Origin of the sequence: Bradyrhizobium sp. CIR18 (assembly GCF_014198295.1) — a bacterium.
Lineage (GTDB): Bacteria > Pseudomonadota > Alphaproteobacteria > Rhizobiales > Xanthobacteraceae > Bradyrhizobium.
In genome coordinates, this window is the sequence record NZ_JACIHF010000001.1 from 1,507,740 (window position 1) to 1,527,075 (window position 19,336).

A 19,336-nucleotide genomic window follows, 5' to 3' on the forward strand; every position below is an offset into this window, starting at 1 on the left:
ACTGATGACTATAAGAGGAATAACAAATTTAGCGGATGGCGAGAATGCCCCTAAAGGCTTGCCGGCAGACAAGGTCAAGCGGAGACGAGCCATGACGAGCCAATTGGACAAAGCGAAAGCACTTCGCGCCCTGCACGAGCGGCCCGGTGCGTTCATCATTCCCAACCCCTGGGACGTCGGCACCGCAAAACTGCTCGCCGCGGCCGGCTTCGAGGCGCTCGCAACCACGAGCCTCGGCCTTGCCAACATGCAGGGAAGCTCGACCGTCAGCCTGGACGAGATCCTCGAGAATTGCCGCGCGATCGCGCAGGCCACCGATCTTCCGGTCAGCGTCGATCTGGAAAACTGCGGCGCGCACGATCCGAGACGCGCGGCCGAGGCGATCCGGCGCGCCGCCGAGGCCGGTGCGGTCGGCGGTTCGATCGAGGATTCGACGGGCGATCGCGATCGGCCGATCTACGACTTCTCACTGGCGGTCGAGCGCGTGCAGGCGGCCGTCGAGACGGCGCGCTCGCTGTCGTTTCCCTTTACGCTGACGGCGCGGGCGGAAAACCTTCTCCACGGGCGCAACGATCTCGACGACACGATCCGGCGGCTTCAGGCGTACGAAGCGGCGGGCGCGGATGTCCTCTACGCCCCCGGGGTCCACGACCTTGCCACGATCAGGACGGTCGTGACCTCGGTCGGAAAACCCTTCAACCTCGTGATGGGTTTTGCCGATCCGACGCTGACGCTCGCGCAATTGTCCGCGGCCGGCGTCAAGCGCATCAGCGTCGGTGGCGCCATGTCGCGATACGCGCTGGCCGCCTTCCTGAAGAGCGCGCGCGAGATGAAGGAGAATGGCTCCTTCACCTATGTTCGCGAGATGGCACCGATCAAGGACCTGCGCGCCGCCTTCGCCGCGGTCACTCCTCCTTGAAGCCGTATTCCGGCACGTTGCCGCTCGCGCCGTAATATTTGTACGGCAGGAATTTGCCGCTCATGGTGATCTTGACGCGGTCGCCCTTCGGGTTGGCGACGCGTTCGATTCCCATGTCGAAGTCGATCGCCGACATGATGCCGTCGCCGAATTCTTCTTCGATCAGCGCTTTCCAGGCCGGGCCGTTCACCATCACCATCTCGTAGAAGCGATAGATCAAGGGATCGGTCGGCGGCATCGGCGTGCCGACGCCGCGCATCGGCACCTCGTTGAGCATCGCCGTCTCCGCCTTCGACAGACCGAACAGCTCGCCGGCATTGGCGGCCTGCGGCTTCGTCAATTTCATCTGGCCGAGAATGGCGCCGACGATGAGGACCTCGGAATACCCCCCGATCTTGTCGCAGATGTGCTTCCAGCTCCAGCCCTTCTCGCGCTTGATGTCGAGCAGCTTCTCGGTGAGGTCTTCGCGTTTCATGTCAGGTCTCCGTTTCAGGCAGTCAGTCCGGGACTGGTCCCGGGAATCAAGGTCTGGCGTTGCTCGTCACCACTGGTCGCGATCGTCAGTCCGGGCTTGCCGATATGCACCAGCGGCACATTCCGCGGATCGTGACCGGGTGTCTCGGCGGTAAAGGTCTTGCTGCGCGTCACCAGGAAATCGATGATGTGGTTGCGCAGCGCGTAATAGAGCGGATGACGGTGCAGATCGGTGCGGCCGCGGTCTCTCGGCAGCGGATTCTCCACGACCTCTGCGAGCACCGCGCCGGGCCCGTTGGTCATCAGGAAGATCTTGTCGGCGAGGTAGATCGCCTCGTCGACGTCATGGCTGATCATGAACGCGGTCTGCCCGGTCTCGAGGCAAATGCGCCGCACCTCGTCCTGCAGCGTGCCGCGCGTCAGCGCGTCCAGCGCCGAGAACGGCTCGTCCATCAGCATGATCTTCGGCGTGATCGAGAGCGCACGTGCGATGCCGACGCGCTGCTTCATGCCGCCGGACAGCTCTGACGGCCGCTTGTGCTCGGAGCCGGTGAGACCGACGAGGTCGATGAAGCTCTGCGCGTGCGCCTTCACCTTGGCGCGGTTCCAGCTGCGCCATTTCGAGCTCACGGCATAGGTGACGTTGCCGAGCACGGTGCGCCAGGGCAACAGCGCGTGGCTCTGGAAGATCACGGCACGGTCGAGGCTGGTGCCCGAAATCGCCTGCCCGTCGACGATGACGGCGCCCTCGCTCGGCGCATCGAGGCCGGCGAGGATGTTGAGCACCGTGGTCTTGCCGCAGCCGGAATGCCCAATCACGCAAGCAAACTCGCCCCGCGCCATCGAGAGCCACAGGTTCTCGAAGATGGTGGTCGTGGCGCCGCCGGCGCCCGGATAGCGCTTCGCGATGGCTTCGATGGAGATGAATTTGTCGGTCATCGCCCCTACTCCGGAAACGTGACCATGCGCGTGAAGCGCGCCAGAATCTGGTCGAGCAGCATGCCGACGATCCCAATCAGGAGGATCGCGATGATCACGTTGGTGATCGACAGATTATTCCACTCGTTCCAGACGAAGTAGCCGATGCCGGTGCCGCCGACGAGCATTTCGGCAGCGACGATCACGAGCCAGGCGATGCCGATCGAGATGCGCATGCCGGTCAGGATCGTCGGCGCCGCCGCCGGGAGGATCACGGTGAAGGCGCGCCTGACGGTGCCGACCTCGAGCGTTCGCGCGACGTTGATCCATTCCTTGCGCACGCTGGCAACGCCGAACACGGTGTTGAGCAGCATCGGCCAGATCGAGCAGATGAAGATGACGAAGATCGCCGAGATCGAGGAATCCTTGATGGTGTAGAGCGCGAGCGGCATCCAGGCCAGCGGCGAGATCGGCTTCAGCACCTGGATGAAGGGATCGAGCGCCTTGCTGAGCAGCGGCGACATGCCGATCAGGAAGCCGAGCGGGATCGCGACCAGCACCGCGAGCAGATAGCCGGTGCCGACGCGCCCGATGGAATAGCCAAGTTGGATGCCGAGCCCTTTGTCGTTCGGCCCGTTGTCGTAGAACGGCCGTCTCAGATGCTCCCAGAGCTTGGCGCCGACGTCGAGCGGCCCGGGCATCGCCGATTTGCCCTGCGTCGCGGTCAGGCCCATCAGCTTGGCATATTCGGGGCTCATCGTGGCGACGGGGCCCGTCGAGCGCGTGGCGAGATGCCAGATGCCGAGGAACGCGGCGAGCAGCGCGATGGAAACGAGACCGGCGCGGAGACGGAGGGAGGAGGTCATCGCGCAAGACCTCTCCCCATGTCGTCCCGGCGAACGCCGGGACCCATACCGCGGAATCTATCGATCGCAATCGGTGGGCGTACCGAACGACGAGTCTTCGCCAAACGTCTCCCTGGGGTTATGGGTCCCGGCGTTCGCCGGGACGACGCTGGGGAGAAAGCGCAGCCCATCACGACGACTTCCTGATCTTGAAGCTCGCGACATAGTCCTCCGGCTTGGCCGGATCGAAAGTCTTGCCCATCACCGCAAACGACTTGTACGCGCTCGCCGGCGGCGACAGGCCCATCTCCGTCATCAGCTTCTTGGTGTCGGTCGCCAGATACACCTGCTCGGCCACCGCCTTGTAGTCGACGTCGCCCTTGATCTGGCCCCAGCGCTTCATCTGCGTCAGCATCCACACAGCAAAGGACTGCCAGGGGAACGGATCGAAATCGACGCGCCTGGCGTCGGTCTTCACGCCGCCGAGACCGTCGGCATAGGTGCCGGTCAGGACCTGTTCGAGCACCGTGACGGGCGCGTTGATGTAATTGGCCGGCGCGATGGCCTCCGCAATCTGCTTGCGGTTCTCCGCCTTCGAGGCATAGGCGGTCGCATCGACGATGGCGCGGGTCAGCGCCGCAAAGCTGTTTGGCGCTGACGTGATGAACTCGCGGCTTGCGGCAAAGCTGCAGCAGGGATGCCCGTCCCAGATCTCCTTCGACAACAGATGCATGAAGCCGACGCCGTCATAGATCGCGCGCTGGCAGATGTTGTCGGGCGCGAGGAAGCCGTCGATGTTGTCGGCACGCAAATTGGCGACCATCTCCGGCGGCGGCACCGAGCGCAGCTGCACGTCGGTATCGGGATCGAGACCGTGCTCGGCGAGATAATAGCGCAGCAGGTAATTGTGCATGGAATAGTCGAAGGGGATGGCGAATTTCAGGCCCTTCCAATCCTTCGGATCGCGCTTGTCCTTGTGCTTGGCCGACAGCACGATGCCCTGCCCGTTGATGTTCTCGATCGCGGGCACCGCAAATGGGATGGCGTTTGCGCCCAGGCCCAGCGAGATCGCGATCGGCATCGGCGCCAGCATGTGCGCGGCGTCGTATTCCTTGTTGATGGTCTTGTCGCGGATCACGGCCCAGCCGGCGGTCTTGACCACTTCGACATTGAGTCCGTGCTTGGAGTAAAAGCCCATCGGCGCCGCCATGATGATGGGCGTGGCGCAGGTGATCGGAATGAATCCGACCTTGAGGTCCTTCTTCTCGGGCGTACCGGCCTGCGCGAACACCTCGGTCGCCGTCTTGAGCGGGAAGAACTGTGACAGTGCGGCAAGCGCAGTCGATGCGCCGACCGACTTCAGGAATGCACGCCGAGCCACGTCCTGCGGAAACATCGCGCGCATCACCGCGGAGGCGACGACGCCCTCGTAACGCTTCTCTTGGCTTTCGACCGGTTCGCAATGCAGAGCCATCACCTGCTCGTGCTCCGCCGCAGAGCGATGCTGGCCGCAGATACAGCCGGCTCGAAGGTTGCGATCGGGATCAAACGGATTGTCGAACGTAGACATCGGCCCTCCTGCGCGTCATTGCGGGGAGGAATTACGCAAGGAGCATGCCACGACCCTCGAAGCGACCAGTGCCTTGATGACGCAGTAATTTCGCCTCCGCTTGGCCACTACGAAAACTCGTGATAAACGAGATTTCGTAGTTCAATTACGAGATTTCGCAATGGCAACGACGCCAATGCCCATCCACGATGATGTGGCTTCCGCCATCGACCCGCGCATCGCGGCGTTCGAATCCTCCGTCGAGGCGACGCTTCTGGTCGACCCCTACGGCGACCAGATCGTCGATGCCAATCCCGCCGCCTGTGCTCTTCTCGGCTACGACCGCGCCCTGCTGCGGCAGACCCGGGCCAGCACGCTCCATGCCGGCGAGCTTGCCGCCCTTACCGTCTTCACCCAGGCCGTGCTGCACAAGGGAGCCTACTGGACCACGGCGCTCAATCCCCGACATGCGACGGGGCAAGATCTCCGGCTCGAATATGCCGCCTGCCTGCTGCCGCATGACGGCCGCTCGCTGCTGCTGCTGACGCTGACCGATCTCGAAGCGCGCCGCCGGCGCAATGTCGATGCCGCCGCCGAAGACCACATGCGCGGCGGCATTTCGACCTGGCAGCGGGTCGAGCGCGTGTTTCAGGACATCGAACGCGAGAACCAGCTGATCCTGCGCGCTGCCGGCGAAGGCATCTATGGCGTGAACGCGGAAGGCAAGACCACCTTCGTCAATCCCGCGGCCGAGCGCATGCTCGGCTGGACCGCCGAAGAGCTGGTCGGCAAGGAGATCCACCCGATCGTCCACCACACTCATCACGACGGCCGCCACTATCACAACCACGATTGCCCGATCTATGCGGCGTTCCGCGATGGCGCCGTGCACCAGGTCGACGGCGAGGTGTTTTGGCGCAAGGACGGCTCGCCCGCCTGGGTCGAATACACATCGACTCCGATCCGCGATCGCGGCGTCGTGGTCGGCGCCGTGGTGGTGTTTCGCGACGTCAGCCAGCGCCGTGAGGCCGACGAGAAGCTGCACGCCGCCCTTGCCGAGGTCGACCGCCTGCGCGAACGGCTCGAGCTGGAAAACGCCTATCTCCAGGAAGAAATCCGCATCGAGACCAATCCGCGCGGCATCATCGGTCAAAGCGAGGCGATCCAGAAGACGCTGCGGCAGGTCAAGCTGGTGGCGCCGACCACCGCGGCGGTGATGATCAACGGCGAATCCGGCACCGGCAAGGAGCTGATCGCGCGCGCCATCCACGAGGACTCCACCCGCAGCGACCGGCCGTTGATCCGCGTCAACTGCGCCGCGATCCCGCGCGAATTGTTCGAGAGCGAGTTCTTCGGCCATGTCCGAGGCGCCTTCACCGGGGCGACGCGCGACCGCATCGGCCGCTTCGAGCTCGCCGACGGCGGCACGCTGTTCCTCGACGAGGTCGGCGAGATTCCGCTCGAACTCCAAGGTAAGCTGCTGCGCGTGTTGCAGGAAGGCCATTTCGAGCGCGTCGGCGAGGCGCGTACCCGCGCGGTCGACGTTCGTGTCATCGCCGCGACCAATCGCGATCTCAAGCAGGAGGTCCAGCGCGGCCGCTTTCGCGAAGACCTCTATTTCCGCCTCAACGTGTTCCCGATCGAGACCGTCCCCTTGCGCGAGCGGCGCGAGGACATTCCGCTGCTCGCACAGCACTTCCTGACGCGCGAGAGCAAGGCGTTGAAGTCGAATTTGCGCCTGTCGGAGGGCGACGCGCGGCGGCTGACCCGCTACGACTGGCCCGGCAATGTCCGCGAACTGCAGAACGTGATCGAGCGCGCCGCGATCCTGTCGCAGAACGGCCGCCTGCGCATCGATCTGCCTGACGCCTCCGGCGCGCAAGCGCCTAGCGGTGCCGCTCGTCAGAAGCTCGACGCGCGTCCCGCCGTCATGACGTCGTCGGAAATGCGCGTCCACGAGCGCGCCAACATTTTGGCCGCGCTCGAGGCCTGCGCTGGAAAAGTCTTCGGCCCCGGCGGCGCGGCCGAGATGCTGGACATCAAGCCGACCACGCTGGCCTCGCGGATCAAGGCGCTGGGAATTGCGCCGCGTTCGCGGACTGGCCTCAACGGTTTGGCATGAAGCGATCAGCTTCGATGCTGGCCACGGGCTCATTTCACCTCTCCCGCTTGCGTGGGAGGTCGGCACGAAGCGCCGGGTGGGGGCTCTCTCCACACTGGGAATCCCGCTGAGGAACACCCCCACCCCAACCCTCCCCCGCAAGCGGGAGAGGGAGTGCACTTCCTTCGTGGCAACACGGCCCGATCTAGTCAGGCTGGATGGAAGCGCGCTCACGCCGCCTTGGTCGTCACCCCCGATGCAATCGGCAATCCCTGCTCGATCGGCAGCGATGGATCGCGCGACCATTCGTTCCAGGAGCCGAAATACATCCGCACGTCCTTCACGCCGGCATTCTTCAGCGCGAGAAAGGTGTTCGAGGCGCGCGCGCCTTTGAAGCAGTAGAGATAGACCGGCGTCGTCGGCGAGATGCCGACGGTGGCGCATTCGGCCAGGATCTCCTCCTTGGACTTGAAGCGGGGCCCTTCCGCGGTCGGCTTCATCATGCGGTACCATTCCAGCCACACCGCGCCGGGGATGCGGCCCTTGCGCGGGCAGAAATCCTTTCCATAGGGCGAAGAGCTGTCGCCGATCCATTCGTCGACATCACGCACGTCGAGAATGGCGATGCCGGGCTTGCCGACCGCGGCGAGCATGGTCTTCGCATCGATCAGGATATCGCCGGCTTCCGGCACGACCGCGAACGAGGCCTTCGCCGGCGCCGGGACATCCTTCGTCACCGGAAGACCCGCGGCCGACCACGCGTCGAAGCCGCCATGCAGCACCTTCACCTTGGGATAGCCGAGCATGGTGAGCAGATAGTAGCCGCGGCAGGACTGGCCGAAGCCGGAATTCATCGACTGCTCGTAGACCACGGCAGTCTCCTTGCCGGAGAGGCCGGCGGCACCGAAGGCGTCGGCGAATTTGGTCTTCAGCTCGCTCATGCCTTCCGGCGTCGAGGTCGCAAGAAACGTGAAGATCTCGTGCACGTTCACGGCGCCCGGCAGGTGCCCGGCGCCATAGGCGTCGGGATTGCGGGTGTCGATGACGACACAGGGTTCGAGCTTCAAGAGATCGGCAAGTTCGCTGGCAGAGATCAGAACGTCCGTCATTGGCAGCCTCTCCGTTGAGGTTAAGTGGTCTTCTGGGGTGGACTCGTGAAGCTCAGTATTCGGCGAGCATCTTGCGCAGCTGCTTGGTGGCCGGCGTGACGATCGCGACGAAATAGGCCTCGCGCAGCCGTCGCTGCGCGCGGTGACTCCTCAGATAGCCGCGTGCGCCACAATGCAGCATCGCCGCATGCGCCGCCGCGACGCTGGCCTCGCCGGCGCGAAGCCTGAGCGCGATCACCTTGCGCCAATAGGTCTCGTCCTCGTTGTAGGGATCGCGCGCCAGCACCATGGTCTCGGCCTCGAGCTCGGCAGCGAGATCGCGGAAATGCACCGGCTGCTGCGGCAGATAGCGGTTGATATGGCCGAGCGGACTTCCGACCTCGTCCATGATGTTGATGCAATCGCGGATCACGCCCAGCGCCATGCCGGCCTGCAGCAGGATGAACCCGGCGCGGATCTTCTTCACGAAGGGCGCCGCAGGATCAGCGAGGATCAGCTCGTCCGGCACGAAGGCGTCGCGGAACTGCACGCCATAGGTGCCGGTGCCATCCATCGCGAGGAACGGCTTGCACGGCGTCAGCGTGATCGCGGGATCGGAGCAGTCGGCCAGGAACATCACAGTACCCGGTTCGCCACCTGCGATGCCCTGATCATCTTCACGCTCGAAGATGGTGCCGAAATAATGATCGGGGCCGAGATTGGAGACCCAGGGCAGCGCGCCGCGCACGATATAACCGCCCTCGACCTTCTTGCCTTTCAGCTTCAGTTTCTCGATCCCGAAAAAGCTCTTCATCGGGTTGGAAAGCCCGGTGCCGCCGAGCACCCGGCCGGTCGAGAACGCATTGCCGAAACGTTTTGCCAGCTTCAGATTGGTCGAGTTGGCCGCGTACCAGACCAGCGTGTTCTGGCACCAGGCCATGAAGGCCGTGGCGCCGCAGACCTCGCCGATCGCAGCCATCGCCTGGATCGCGCAGCGCAGATCGGCGGGACCTTCGTGCGGCACGTGACTGCCCCATGCGCCGACCGCGCCGAACTTGCGCAGCACCTCGGCCGGATAGACCGAGCCGTCGTCGATGCCGGCGGCAAGCGGCGCGAGATCTTCGCGCGCGATCCGCGCCACCTCCCCTGCAATGGACGGTGCGGGCTGATCCAAAACCTCGGCCCGCGATAAAGCCAGTGACCCCATGATCGTCTCCCGCACCTTGTCCTGGTTGCCAACAGCTAGATGCCGACCTCGAGATTGACCGGGCGCGTGAAGGTGTTGGCGACCGGCGACCATTTCTTCACATGGGCGACCAGTGCGTTGATCTCGGCCTGCGAGACGCCCTCGCACGCCATGTCGACCTTGACGCGGACATCGGTGAAGCCGACCGGCTTGTCCGAGGTGTCGCCAGTGCCCCAGACCGCGGTGATGTTGAGGTCGCCTTCGAGCTCGAGCTCGAGCTTGTTGACGATCCAGCCGCGATGCACGGCGTTGGCGTGCAGGCCAACGGCGAGGCACGAGCCGAGCGCAGCAAGCGAGGCTTCCGACGGATTGGGCGCGGTGTCGTCGCCCAGCAGCCCCGGCGGCTCGTCGACGATATAGGGCGGCAGATTGCGGATGTAGTTGGCGTGGCGGAATTTGCCTTCCGCGACCGTCTTGCATTTCAAGGTCTTGACGACCTTCGGATTGGCCTTGCCGCTCGCGATCAGTTGCTCGAGGCCATTCTTGTCGATGGGCGCAAGGCACCCCGTCAGCACTGTCTTTTGAACGACGGCAGTCATCATCTTCTCCCTGGCAGCCGTGGAAAACGGCAGGATACCGAACGGTCTGTTTCCTTGCATGGAGCGTGCCAGACGAGATCGAAAACGAAATGCGAGGCATTAAAGCCGCTTAGCGATGGCTGCCTGCGGATTGATCAGCCGCACTCTGCTCAAAGGCGATGCAGATGAGATCGCCAATGCGAATCTTTTTAGCGCGGAGCAGATGCGGCTTGATGATACCACGCGGCTGCGATTAAGTTGCAATCCATGGCCAAACCTTCACTGAACAAGCCTTCACTGAACAAGATGTCGTCGAAGAAGAACGCGCCGCATTCAGGCGCCGGCGATGACGAATCCGCGCGCGGGCGCCTGCTCAGCGCCGCCTCGCATCTGTTCTGCAAGAACGGAATCAACGCCACCGGCATCGATGCGATCATCGAGGAGGCCGGCACCGCGAAGACCACGCTTTACAAATTGTTCGGCTCCAAGACCAACCTCGTCAACGCGGTGCTGGTGAGCGAAGGCAAGCAATGGCGCGAATGGTTCATCGGCGCCATGGAAGACGGCGGCGGCGATGCGCAGGCGAAACTGGCGCGCATCTTTCCGGCCCTGAAGAGCTGGTTTGCCGAAGAGCGGTTCTACGGCTGCCCCTTCATCAACGCGGTCGGCGAGCACGACAAAGACGCCAAGCAGTTCCGCAACATCGCGCTGAAGCACAAGAAGATCGTGCTCGGCCACATCGAGAAGCTCGCCGCCGAGCTGGGCTCGAGCGAGCCCGCAATGCTCGCGCATCAGCTCGGCCTCATCATCGACGGTGCCATCGTCGCCGCGATGATCTCGCGCGACCCAGGCGTGGCCGATACAGCGGCACTCACGGCCGGGCCCCTGCTCGGCCAGTCCAAGGCGAAGAAGAAGCGTGAGCTCGAGGCGGTATGATCGCTCTCACGTCGTAGCCCGCGGAGCAAAGCGGAAGGCGGGGACACTGTCCCGGATTACTCCATCCGGGCTACGATGACTTCGTAGGGTGGGCAAAGGCGCAAAGCGCCGTGCCCACGATCTGCCTCGGTCCTTCTCGAACGACGTCGTGGGCACGCTTCGCTTTGTCCACCCTACAAGATCGAGCCCTTTATAAATCGTGCGATCGCCTCGAGCACCGGCTGCTGATCACCCGCAAAAAACCAGTGATCGTTGCCGTCGAGCTCGACGAACTCCGCACCGCTGATCCGGCTCGCGATATCGCGCCCGGCCGCGATCCGCACCGCCTGGTCGCCGCGCCGGTGCAGCACCAGCGTCGGCACCGCGATCTGCGCCAGGAGATGCCGCACGTCGGCATCGCGAAAGGCCTCGAGCACGGCCGAGATGCCGCCGGGACTGGAGGCCGCACGCAATAGCCCGGCCCACCAGGCGCGGGCCCGGGGATCGCCGGCAAGACTCGGCGCAAAGGTCTCGATGCCGACCGGGCCGCCCCATTGCGCGACGAGCTGCCTGCTCCAGGCGTCATACTGGCTGGCGCGCAAGGCATGCGGATAATCCTCCGACCAGCAGCCCTTGGCGAGCGCGCCGAACAGGATGAGCCCGGCGACGCGGCGCGGTTCGTCGACCGCAAATTTGATGCAGGCCGGCCCGCATTCGGAAGCGCCGAACAGCACAACGCGGCGCGAATCCGCTGCCCGCAGCACGGTGTCGATATCCTCCGCGGTGACGTCGATGCCGGGAGCCGATCCGACCCGGTCGGACAACCCGATCCCGCGACGATCGAAAACGATCAGCCGTCCAAGCTTCATCAACGACGCCAGGAACGTCCGGCTTGCAGGGCTCTCCCAGGCGCGCTCCACATGCGACACGAAACCGGGCATCACCAGGATATCGAGCGGGCCACTTCCGTAGGTCTGATACGCCAGATGCACGCCGGTACCCTTCACATAGCGCGTGGTCGGAACAGCGTGCAGCTCCGTTGCGGGACTCATGAGCGCCTCGGTCTCGGCCTCCGGCACAATCCCGAGTTCGTCCCGCAGCCGCTGTGTCAGGGCCGCATGATGACGCTCGGCCGCACTGCGGTCGCCTGATAGCAGCAGGCTGCGGATCAGATACCGCCCATAGACTTCACTGAGCGGATCGAGCTCAGCCAGGCGCGCCGCATACGCGGTCGCGGCAAAATGATCGCCGGCGGCGTTCTTGTCCTGCACGAGACGCTCGAGCGCATGCATCAGCCGTCCTCTCAGCGCCTCGCGGCGAAAGAACGCCCAATCGTCGAATGCAGGACAATCGTCGAGAGCGAACCCTGCGAGAAAGTCGTCCCGATAGATCGCACAGGCTTCTTCGAAGGCGCCGCGGTCGCAGGCGCCCTCGAACAGATGGGTATCGATCGTCATCTCGACCGCCGCAGACCATCGCACGCTGGCGCGGTCGGCCTCGAAAACCTCCCGGCCAAGTGCAAGCTCGATGCGATGAAGCAGCCGCCGCAACCGCGCCCGGGCGGTTTCGGCTGACGTCTCCGGCCACAGCAGCGCGGCCAGGACCTCGCGCGCAACGGCGCCCCTGGCCTCCGCGAGATAGATCAGCAGCGCAAGAGCCTTGCGCAGGTTCAGCTTGATCGGGCGATCGCCAGCGTAGACCTCGGGAAATCCAAGCGCGTGAAGCGAGAAGACTGTCATGAAAATCCTCTCGTCCTCATCGCGCCGTTCGAGGGACGCACAGGGGACGGTCCATTGGTAGGTGTCGGACCGGATCGAGCCCGCTCGCGAGCGAAGGGTTCAGCTCCTGCATGCTGCGCCATTTGCGCCGACACCTTAAGGGAAGATCGTCATGTTCGCACGTCCGCTGCCGCGCATGTTCGCCTGTCGCAAAACGGGAGCGCCACAATGAAAGCAGTTTTGTGCCATTCGTTCACTGGACCCGGCGATTTGCGCCTCGCTGAGATCGATGTCCCCAAGCCCGCCGGCGACGAGATCCTGATCGACGTCCACGCGGCCTCCGTCAGCTTCATGGACCAGCTGCTGGTCTCGGGTCTCTACCAGATGCGGCCGCAGACGCCCTTCGTGCCCGGCACGGAAGCCTCCGGAACCGTCGTCGCGGTCGGCGACAAGGTGACAAAGTTCGCGCCCGGCGATCGCGTGGCCTGCAGCAGCTGGACCGGTGGCTACGCCGAACGGATGATCGCGAAGGAGTCGAAGAGCGTGCGCCTGCCTGACGGCGTCGCGTTCGAAGCAGCGGCCACGGTGCTGCACAATTACGGCACGGCATATTATGCACTGGTCGAGCGGGCGCGAGCCAAGCGTAGCGAAACGCTGTTGGTCACAGGCGCTGCCGGCGGGGTTGGACTGGCCGCCGTCGACCTCGGCCGCCATCTCGGCCTGCGCGTCGTCGCCGGGGTTGGCTCCGACGACAAGGCGGCCCTGGTCCGCGACTACGGCGCCAGCGCGGTCATCAACTATCGCAGCGAGGATCTGCGCGACCGGATCAAGGCGATCACGTCAGGCGAAGGCATCGATGTCGGCTTCGATAATGTCGGCGGCGCGATCTTCGAGCAGATGGCCCGGCTGATGAAATGGGGCGGACGGCTGATGCCGATCGGCTTCACCGGCGGCGAGATTCCGTCCATCCCGATGAACCTGCCGCTGCTGAAGAACTATTCCATCATTGGCGTCTTTGCCGGTGCCTGGGCGGAGAAATGCCCGGACGAGAGCGCGCGGATGAACGACACGCTGATGCAGTTGTTGGCGGCCGGGCAGATCCGCCCGCACATCGACCGCGTCCTTCCTTTGGAGCAGGCCGGCGAGGCCATGCGCGCCGTGGCCAACCGCACGGTTCTGGGGCGAATTGTGCTCAAGATCAGGTAGAATGCGCACCATGACAGAGATCATCATCGACAAGCGCTATTGCGGCCCTCCCAATTCCGGGAACGGCGGCTATGTCTGCGGCCGGCTCGCCCGTCATATTCCGGGGCCTGCGGAAGTGACGCTGCGCGCGCCGCCGCCTCTGGACACGCAGCTCGATGCAATCGCGACGGACGACGGCAGCTGGGAGCTTCGCGATCGCGGCAAGGCCGTCGCCACTGGCCGCGCTGTGAACGTCGAACTTGCACAGGTCGAGACAGCCAGTTTGCAGGAAGCACGCGCGGCTGAATTGCTGGCGCTGTTCAAGCCACACGAGCATCCGCTGCCAAACTGTTTCGTCTGCGGTCCCGCAAGGACGAAGGGCGACGGCCTGCGCATCTTCGCCGGCCCGCTCCGCCGTCATGGGCGGAACGCCGTTCTCGCCGCGAGCTGGGCACCCGATCCGAATCTCGCCGCCGAGGATGGCCTCATCGCGCCCGAATTTCTCTGGTCCGCGCTCGACTGCCCGACCGGGTTTGCCTGCAATTACGATCAGCAGAGCGGCAGCTTCGAGAAGACCCCGCTGCTGCTCGGACGGATGTCAGCCCGCATCGAAGCCCGCCCCCACCCCGGCGAGCGCTGCATCATCACCGCCTGGCCCACCGGCCGCGACGGCCGCAAGCGCACGGCCGACGCCGCGCTTCGTGATGAAGCCGGCAGATTGCTGGCGTTGGCGCGGACGACATGGATTGCGGTGGAGCGCGAGGTACTGCTCGGGCGCCGGTGACGGTGCGTAGGGTAGGCAAAGGCGCGAAGCGCCGTGCTCCCTAGCTGCTCGTCACCTGCCGGACGGGCGGCGGCTTCCAGGTCCCGTTGACGATCGAGGGTGACTTCTCGTTCGGCCAGTACATGCGCAACATCAGGACGAACTTGCCCGCGGGCGCGGGAAGCCAATTGCTCTCCTTGTCGGGGCCCGGGTTGTCCTTCTGAATGTAGAGGTCGACCGAACCGTCGGGATTGGCTTTGAGATTCTGGCGGGCGCTGATCGACTGGCGGTTGATCGGATTGGCGACGAAGAAATAGTTCTCGTCATACATCGTGAGCGACCAGAAGCCGCCGACCGGAGGAAGCTGCCCCTTCGGAAAACGCATGACGTATTTGTTGCTGCCGACGTACTCCTTGCCGTCGGCGTCCTTCTGGGATGTCGGATAGCACGCATCCTGGATCCGGTTGGCGCCGAGGCCGATCGCCGTGACAAGCGCACGGTTGAGATAATTGGTCCCGTAAATGCCGGCTTCGCTGTCGAAGGCCCAGCCGTTGATGTTCTTGATCGCCTTGTTGACCTTGAACTGGAGCATGATGCGGTCGAATGCCACCTGCGGGACCCGCTTGGCGAAGGCAACATCGAATTTGCTTGCGTCAAAATCCTTGCCGGGGACAAGACCGATCTTCGCGAATTTGGCGACCTCGGCCGCGTCGGCGGCGGCCGGCGGATTGCGCTTCATCAATTGCGCGAGAAGGGTGAAATAGGCCGCGGCGTCCAGGCGGTTGACCTGCTCGCGAACCGCCGTCTTCATGTCGATCGACGCATCGACCTTGCTTGCCGGGGGCGTAAAGGACTTGTCGTATGCGCTGAGCGGCACGAGCTTGAACTGGTCCTGCGCGGCGTGCACGGCCGCGTAGTCTTCCGGCGTACCGGTGCAGTAGATGCGGCCCAGGATCCACACCATGCCCGTGGGTGATTTGTATTCCTTGACGCCGGCGGGAAGCGTTCCCTTCCAGCCCGGGCCGGTGATCGCATAGGTTTGCGCCTTGGTGCCGGTGGTGCGCTTGCCAGGCACCTGGAAGACATTGGTCCAGCCGTCCAGCATCGGAAACAGGAAGTAGCGGTCCTTCATGTCCGGCATGCTCAGGACCCAGGGCTCGTCTCCCACATCGATCCAGGCCGTCGTGTAGAGCGTATCGGCATTGGGTGCCGTGACGTCCTTGAAGGTGGCATCAGGGTACTTGCGGAGCTTGACGAATTGCCCCATCGGCCCGCGCGTGCCTTCCACCGCAGCAACGTTGGTCATGACCCGGCGTGTCATCTCCATCGTCACGAGCGGATATCCGTAGATATAGGCGTCCTGGGCAAGCCAAAAATCTTCTCCGCCCTCCAGAGCCCTGACGACAAGACCATCAAACTCGGCGCGTGCGGTGCGGGAAATCGCGAGCGCCGATACTGCGGCGCTGAAGGCGGCCAGTGCTTGGCGACGGCTGATTGACATATCGAACCCTCCCTGTTGCCTCAAAACCGTAACGGGCGGGGTTCCATGTTCCTTGACATGCATCAACGAGGCGGGATGGTCTTGGGCGCAGCGCCGTTCGCTTGCCTGGGCGTGGCCGCCACGCCTGCCAACTCGTAGGGTGGGCAAAGGCGCGCAGCGCCGTGCCCACGTGTCTGCCGCGGCGTTGTTGATCGACGTCGTGGGCACGCTTCGCTTTGCCGACCCTACGAGACTAACACAGAGAGCGATCCACTTTGCCAGCATGTGGACGCTGGCAAGCCTCAGAAGCGTTGAACCGATGTTCGATCGACGATACCCTTGAAAATCTTCGTCCAGCAAAAACAAGATTCAAGGGGGACGTCATGGTTCGCAAGTTGACGGCATCTGCAATCGTTGCCACGAGCATGTGGATCGCCGCCATCGCAAGTGTCGCGGCGCAGCAACCGGAGTTCAGCGCACCTGACCTGGTCCTCATTAATGGCAAGGTTCTGACGCTGGATGAGCGATCGACGATGACGGAAGCAGTGGCCGTTGCAGACGGAAAGATTCTCGCAACCGGAACCAGTGCTTCGATAAAGGCGCTCGCCGGCGCCCGGACCCGCGTGCTCGATGTGGCTGGCAAGACCGTCATCCCCGGATTGATCGATACACACGCTCACTTCAAGGCCGCTGGTCTTGGCGACTATGTCGTCATCATGGGCCGAGCCAAGACGGTCGCCGAAGCGCTCGAGGCCATCAAGGCATTCGCTGCGAAGAAGAAGCCGGGCGAGTGGATTGTAGGTGGCGCGTGGCATCCGCCTTCACAATTGGCCGAGAAGCGATATCTGACCAGGCAGGAGATTGATAGCGTTGCTCCAGACAATCCGGTCTATCTTCGCACCGTCGGGCATTTCTCGATGGCGAACAGCATGGCTCTACAGCGGGTCGGAATCGACAAGACCACCGCGGATCCGAACGGGGGAAAGTTTGAGCGCGACGCGGCCGGTGAATTGACCGGCGTGCTGGTGGAGACGGCGATCGATCGGGTCGAGAAGGCCGTACCGCCCTGGACAGAAGACGATGAGATGCGGCAATTCACGATTGCCGAAAGTGTGCTGAACAGCTTCGGTATCACGAGCGTGGTCGAAGGCGCGACAGAGGCACGCGATATCCGCATGCTGCAGAAGCATGTCGCATCCGGGAAAGCCACATTGCGCACCGGCGTGATGTTTCGACCGGAGCCCCCGGCCGATCTGACCGCGTGGGAAGCGATCATGGCAGGCAATGGGGCCTCTTCAGGCTTTGGCGACGATTGGCTGAAGTTCGCGGGAATCAAGATCTTCTACGACGGCGGCATGACGCTGAAGACAGCGCTCATGCGCGAGGTGTATCCCGATTCACATGACAACTATCATGGCGTTGCGCAGCAGACACCTGAGCGATTGAAACAACTCGTCTCCATCTGCCACCGATATGACTGGCGGGTCGGTGTCCACGTGGTGGGTGACCTTGGTATTGACCAGGTGCTCGATGCGTTCGAGGCCGCGGATAAGGAGAAATCGATCCGAGACCGTCGCTTCGTCCTCATTCATGCCAGCCTGATCCGGCCAGAACAGATGGAGCGGGCGCAGAAGCTGGGAGCCCGTGTCGATTTCCAGAACGCTTTCATGTGGGATAAGGCAGCGACCGTCGAACGATTTCTCGGGAAAGCGACCGCTGACCGCGCCGTACCGACCAGGACGTTAATCGAAAAAATGGGGCTCAATAGTCTCGGCGCCGGGACGGACTTTCCCGTCAACCCGATCAACCCCTTCCTCAACATGTACATTATGGTGACCAGGAAGGACCCCAACGGAAACGTCTACGGCGCGGCAGAAGCCATTACGCGCGAGCAGGCCCTGCGGCTCTACAGCAGCGCGGCGTCGCGCTACACGTTCGATGAAGCACGTAAAGGGACCATTGAGCCCGGAAAGCTTGCGGACATCGTGGTGCTCTCCGCGGATTACACGGCCGTGCCGGAGGACCAGATCAAGGACATCAAGGCGGACATAACGCTCGTGGGCGGCAAGGTCGTGTTTCAGCGCTGACGTCATCCGCTGCCGACCAGCAGGAAGTGCCGTAGGGTGGGCAAAGGCGCGTAAGCGCCGTGCCCACCTTCTCTTGATGATCAGCGAGAGATGGTGGGCACGCTTCGCTTTGCCCACCCTACGAGAGCTATGCCTTACGGCACCTACATCGCTTGCTCGATCATCCCCTGCAGCCGCGCCAGCTCCGCCTCGAGATCCCGCTCCACATCCGCGGCACGAATGTCGAGCACCCGATAGTCCCGCGCCTCGAGCCAGGCCCGCCGCGATGCGCGATCCGCTGCGATCGCTTCCCCCTCGCCCGGATTGACCAGCTCGATCGCGATCCGATGCGGAAATGACACGAAGTCCGGAATGTGCCGCCCCACCGGCGTCTGGCGCTTGAACTGGCCGGCGAAGCGACGGTCGCGGGTCAGCGCCTGCCAGAGCAGACGCTCGGCGTCGGTCGGGTTGCGACGGAGCAGACGGGCGAGGCCCCGCACCGTCGAGCCGCTGTCGGGGACGCCGCCGCCCTGCCCGTGCTCGGCCAAAAGCGCGCGCAGGCGCGTCGCCTGCTCGCCGTCGAGCACGCCGCCCTTGGCCGGGCCCTTGCGTCCCTCGGCGATCGCCATGATCACCCCGTGCAAGGTGTGCATGTCCTGCTTGGTCGGCTCCATGCGGCTGAAGATGTTGCGCAGGTTCACCAGCATGGTGTCGCGCTTCTCGGCCGGGCGCAAAAATTCCACCTTGTCGAGCTCGCGGATGAGGTTGTCGAAGAAGGCCTGCATTTGGTGCTGAGAGGCGCGCTCGGAGCGCTCCGGCATGGCGTGCGGCAGCTCGCCCGACGTCGCTCGCTTGAACCATTCATAGCCGACCAGCAGCACGGCCTGGGCGAGGTTGAGCGAGGCGAAGCCCGGGTTGACCGGGAAGGTGATGATGCGGTTGGAGAGGCCGACCTCCTCGTTGGTCAGGCCCCAGCGCTCGCGGCCGAACAGGATACCGGCCTTGCCGCCGGTCGCGACGTGACCCGCGATCTCGCTGGCGGCTGCCTCCGGCCCGACCACCGGCTTGGCCTGGTCGTGGGGGCGCGCGGTGGTGGCGAACAGCAGGTCGAGGTCGGCGACGGCGTCTTCGACCGTGGCGAACAATTCGACCTTTTCCAGAATGTGGTCGGCGCCGGCGGCGGCCCGCTGTGCTGCGATGTTGGGCCAGCCGTCCCTGGGGTTGACGATACGCAAGGCGCCGAGCGCAAAATTGCCCATGGCGCGCGCGGCCATGCCGATGTTTTCCCCGAGCTGCGGCTCGACCAGGATCACGATGGGACCGTCGAGGGACAAACCCGCCTTGCTCTTGTCAGTCCCCGACATCTCGTTTCGCTTTCACTCTTCGTCTCAAGGCCTTGCCAGGGCACTCTCAGGAATTGATTCAAGCCCGCCTTTCCCAAGTCGTCCCTGGGCCGGCCGGCGCTGTCCGCCTCGTTTGCCTGTCCTGACGAAATTCTCAAGGGAAATAACGGGTTGGAATCGACTTTTGAATCTCCACTGGATCCTCGGA

General features: G+C 63.9%; 16 protein-coding genes. 6 read left to right on the forward strand and 10 right to left on the reverse strand.

The genetic code is table 11. The features are described from left to right. Nucleotides 1-91 precede the first annotated feature (91 nt). Entirely contained in the window at nt 92-919 is an 828-nt protein-coding gene (locus GGD65_RS07460) for an oxaloacetate decarboxylase (protein WP_183234775.1), read from the forward strand. On the opposite strand, the gene cynS is transcribed toward GGD65_RS07460, so the two are convergent. The 4 genes from cynS to GGD65_RS07480 all read right to left on the reverse strand — a co-directional run bounded on the left by cynS (nt 906) and on the right by GGD65_RS07480 (nt 4,726). Further along, nucleotides 906-1,394, reverse strand: a complete 489-nt coding sequence (gene cynS, locus GGD65_RS07465) for a cyanase (RefSeq protein ID WP_183234776.1) — start codon at nt 1,392-1,394, stop codon at nt 906-908. The two genes, GGD65_RS07460 and cynS, sit on opposite strands and share 14 nt — an antisense overlap. A 14-nt stretch (nt 1,395-1,408) precedes the next feature. Further along, nucleotides 1,409-2,332 carry an ABC transporter ATP-binding protein gene (locus GGD65_RS07470; protein WP_179734143.1) on the reverse strand — a complete coding sequence of 308 codons (924 nt, stop codon included), beginning with the start codon at nt 2,330-2,332 and terminating at the stop codon, nt 1,409-1,411. Nucleotides 2,333-2,337: 5 nt separating this feature from the next. Next, complete coding sequence (gene ntrB / locus GGD65_RS07475; RefSeq protein ID WP_183234777.1) at nt 2,338-3,177, reverse strand: nitrate ABC transporter permease; 840 nt, start codon at nt 3,175-3,177, stop codon at nt 2,338-2,340. A 169-nt stretch (nt 3,178-3,346) separates the two neighbouring features. Then, on the reverse strand, nt 3,347-4,726 hold the full coding sequence (locus GGD65_RS07480; RefSeq protein ID WP_183234778.1) for a CmpA/NrtA family ABC transporter substrate-binding protein: 1,380 nt from the start codon (nt 4,724-4,726) through the stop codon (nt 3,347-3,349). Nucleotides 4,727-4,886: 160 nt separating this feature from the next. On the opposite strand from GGD65_RS07480, the gene GGD65_RS07485 reads away from it, so the two are divergent. Then, a complete protein-coding gene (locus GGD65_RS07485) occupies nt 4,887-6,827 on the forward strand; it encodes a sigma 54-interacting transcriptional regulator (protein ID WP_183234779.1) in 1,941 nt (646 codons plus the stop codon). A gap of 209 nt (nt 6,828-7,036) precedes the next feature. Here GGD65_RS07485 and GGD65_RS07490 read toward each other — a convergent pair whose 3' ends face one another. The 3 genes from GGD65_RS07490 to GGD65_RS07500 are packed head-to-tail and all read right to left on the reverse strand — an operon-like array spanning nt 7,037 to nt 9,679. Further along, entirely contained in the window at nt 7,037-7,915 is an 879-nt protein-coding gene (locus tag GGD65_RS07490; protein WP_183234780.1) for a sulfurtransferase, read from the reverse strand. Between the two features lie 52 nt (nt 7,916-7,967). Continuing rightward, nucleotides 7,968-9,101, reverse strand: a complete 1,134-nt coding sequence (locus GGD65_RS07495) for an acyl-CoA dehydrogenase family protein (protein WP_183234781.1) — start codon at nt 9,099-9,101, stop codon at nt 7,968-7,970. 35 nt (nt 9,102-9,136) lie between these two features. After that, complete coding sequence (locus GGD65_RS07500) at nt 9,137-9,679, reverse strand: OsmC family protein (protein WP_183234782.1); 543 nt, start codon at nt 9,677-9,679, stop codon at nt 9,137-9,139. A gap of 246 nt (nt 9,680-9,925) precedes the next feature. Between GGD65_RS07500 and GGD65_RS07505 the strand changes: the two genes are divergently transcribed. After that, complete coding sequence (locus GGD65_RS07505) at nt 9,926-10,594, forward strand: TetR/AcrR family transcriptional regulator (RefSeq protein WP_183234783.1); 669 nt, start codon at nt 9,926-9,928, stop codon at nt 10,592-10,594. A gap of 173 nt (nt 10,595-10,767) precedes the next feature. Here the strand turns inward: GGD65_RS07505 and GGD65_RS07510 are convergent, their stop codons facing one another. Further along, nucleotides 10,768-12,312: an alpha/beta fold hydrolase gene (locus GGD65_RS07510; protein WP_183234784.1), complete on the reverse strand. Its 1,545-nt coding sequence runs from the start codon at nt 12,310-12,312 to the stop codon at nt 10,768-10,770. 207 nt (nt 12,313-12,519) lie between these two features. On the opposite strand from GGD65_RS07510, the gene GGD65_RS07515 reads away from it, so the two are divergent. Both GGD65_RS07515 and GGD65_RS07520 read left to right on the forward strand, forming a co-directional pair. After that, entirely contained in the window at nt 12,520-13,497 is a 978-nt protein-coding gene (locus GGD65_RS07515) for an NADPH:quinone oxidoreductase family protein (RefSeq protein ID WP_183234785.1), read from the forward strand. A gap of 10 nt (nt 13,498-13,507) precedes the next feature. Beyond that, complete coding sequence (locus tag GGD65_RS07520; RefSeq protein ID WP_183234786.1) at nt 13,508-14,260, forward strand: PaaI family thioesterase; 753 nt, start codon at nt 13,508-13,510, stop codon at nt 14,258-14,260. A 40-nt stretch (nt 14,261-14,300) separates the two neighbouring features. On the opposite strand, the gene GGD65_RS07525 is transcribed toward GGD65_RS07520, so the two are convergent. After that, on the reverse strand, nt 14,301-15,740 hold the full coding sequence (locus tag GGD65_RS07525) for a DUF1254 domain-containing protein (protein WP_183234787.1): 1,440 nt from the start codon (nt 15,738-15,740) through the stop codon (nt 14,301-14,303). A 362-nt stretch (nt 15,741-16,102) separates the two neighbouring features. On the opposite strand from GGD65_RS07525, the gene GGD65_RS07530 reads away from it, so the two are divergent. Continuing rightward, nucleotides 16,103-17,806 carry an amidohydrolase gene (locus tag GGD65_RS07530; RefSeq protein ID WP_183234788.1) on the forward strand — a complete coding sequence of 568 codons (1,704 nt, stop codon included), beginning with the start codon at nt 16,103-16,105 and terminating at the stop codon, nt 17,804-17,806. A gap of 143 nt (nt 17,807-17,949) precedes the next feature. Here GGD65_RS07530 and GGD65_RS07535 read toward each other — a convergent pair whose 3' ends face one another. Beyond that, entirely contained in the window at nt 17,950-19,149 is a 1,200-nt protein-coding gene (locus tag GGD65_RS07535; RefSeq protein WP_179734130.1) for a TrmJ/YjtD family RNA methyltransferase, read from the reverse strand. Nucleotides 19,150-19,336 lie beyond the last annotated feature (187 nt).

Excerpts from the sequence above, each read along its gene's own strand:
- GGD65_RS07460 (WP_183234775.1), top strand. The coding sequence starts at position 92 with ATGACGAGCCAATTGGACAAAGCGAAAGCACTTCGCGCCCTGCACGAG.
- cynS (WP_183234776.1), bottom strand. The coding sequence starts at position 1,394 with ATGAAACGCGAAGACCTCACCGAGAAGCTGCTCGACATCAAGCGCGAG.
- GGD65_RS07470 (WP_179734143.1), bottom strand. The coding sequence starts at position 2,332 with ATGACCGACAAATTCATCTCCATCGAAGCCATCGCGAAGCGCTATCCG.
- ntrB (WP_183234777.1), bottom strand. The coding sequence starts at position 3,177 with ATGACCTCCTCCCTCCGTCTCCGCGCCGGTCTCGTTTCCATCGCGCTG.
- GGD65_RS07480 (WP_183234778.1), bottom strand. The coding sequence starts at position 4,726 with ATGTCTACGTTCGACAATCCGTTTGATCCCGATCGCAACCTTCGAGCC.
- GGD65_RS07485 (WP_183234779.1), top strand. The coding sequence starts at position 4,887 with ATGGCAACGACGCCAATGCCCATCCACGATGATGTGGCTTCCGCCATC.
- GGD65_RS07490 (WP_183234780.1), bottom strand. The coding sequence starts at position 7,915 with ATGACGGACGTTCTGATCTCTGCCAGCGAACTTGCCGATCTCTTGAAG.
- GGD65_RS07495 (WP_183234781.1), bottom strand. The coding sequence starts at position 9,101 with ATGGGGTCACTGGCTTTATCGCGGGCCGAGGTTTTGGATCAGCCCGCA.
- GGD65_RS07500 (WP_183234782.1), bottom strand. The coding sequence starts at position 9,679 with ATGACTGCCGTCGTTCAAAAGACAGTGCTGACGGGGTGCCTTGCGCCC.
- GGD65_RS07505 (WP_183234783.1), top strand. The coding sequence starts at position 9,926 with ATGGCCAAACCTTCACTGAACAAGCCTTCACTGAACAAGATGTCGTCG.
- GGD65_RS07510 (WP_183234784.1), bottom strand. The coding sequence starts at position 12,312 with ATGACAGTCTTCTCGCTTCACGCGCTTGGATTTCCCGAGGTCTACGCT.
- GGD65_RS07515 (WP_183234785.1), top strand. The coding sequence starts at position 12,520 with ATGAAAGCAGTTTTGTGCCATTCGTTCACTGGACCCGGCGATTTGCGC.
- GGD65_RS07520 (WP_183234786.1), top strand. The coding sequence starts at position 13,508 with ATGACAGAGATCATCATCGACAAGCGCTATTGCGGCCCTCCCAATTCC.
- GGD65_RS07525 (WP_183234787.1), bottom strand. The coding sequence starts at position 15,740 with ATGTCAATCAGCCGTCGCCAAGCACTGGCCGCCTTCAGCGCCGCAGTA.
- GGD65_RS07530 (WP_183234788.1), top strand. The coding sequence starts at position 16,103 with ATGGTTCGCAAGTTGACGGCATCTGCAATCGTTGCCACGAGCATGTGG.
- GGD65_RS07535 (WP_179734130.1), bottom strand. The coding sequence starts at position 19,149 with ATGTCGGGGACTGACAAGAGCAAGGCGGGTTTGTCCCTCGACGGTCCC.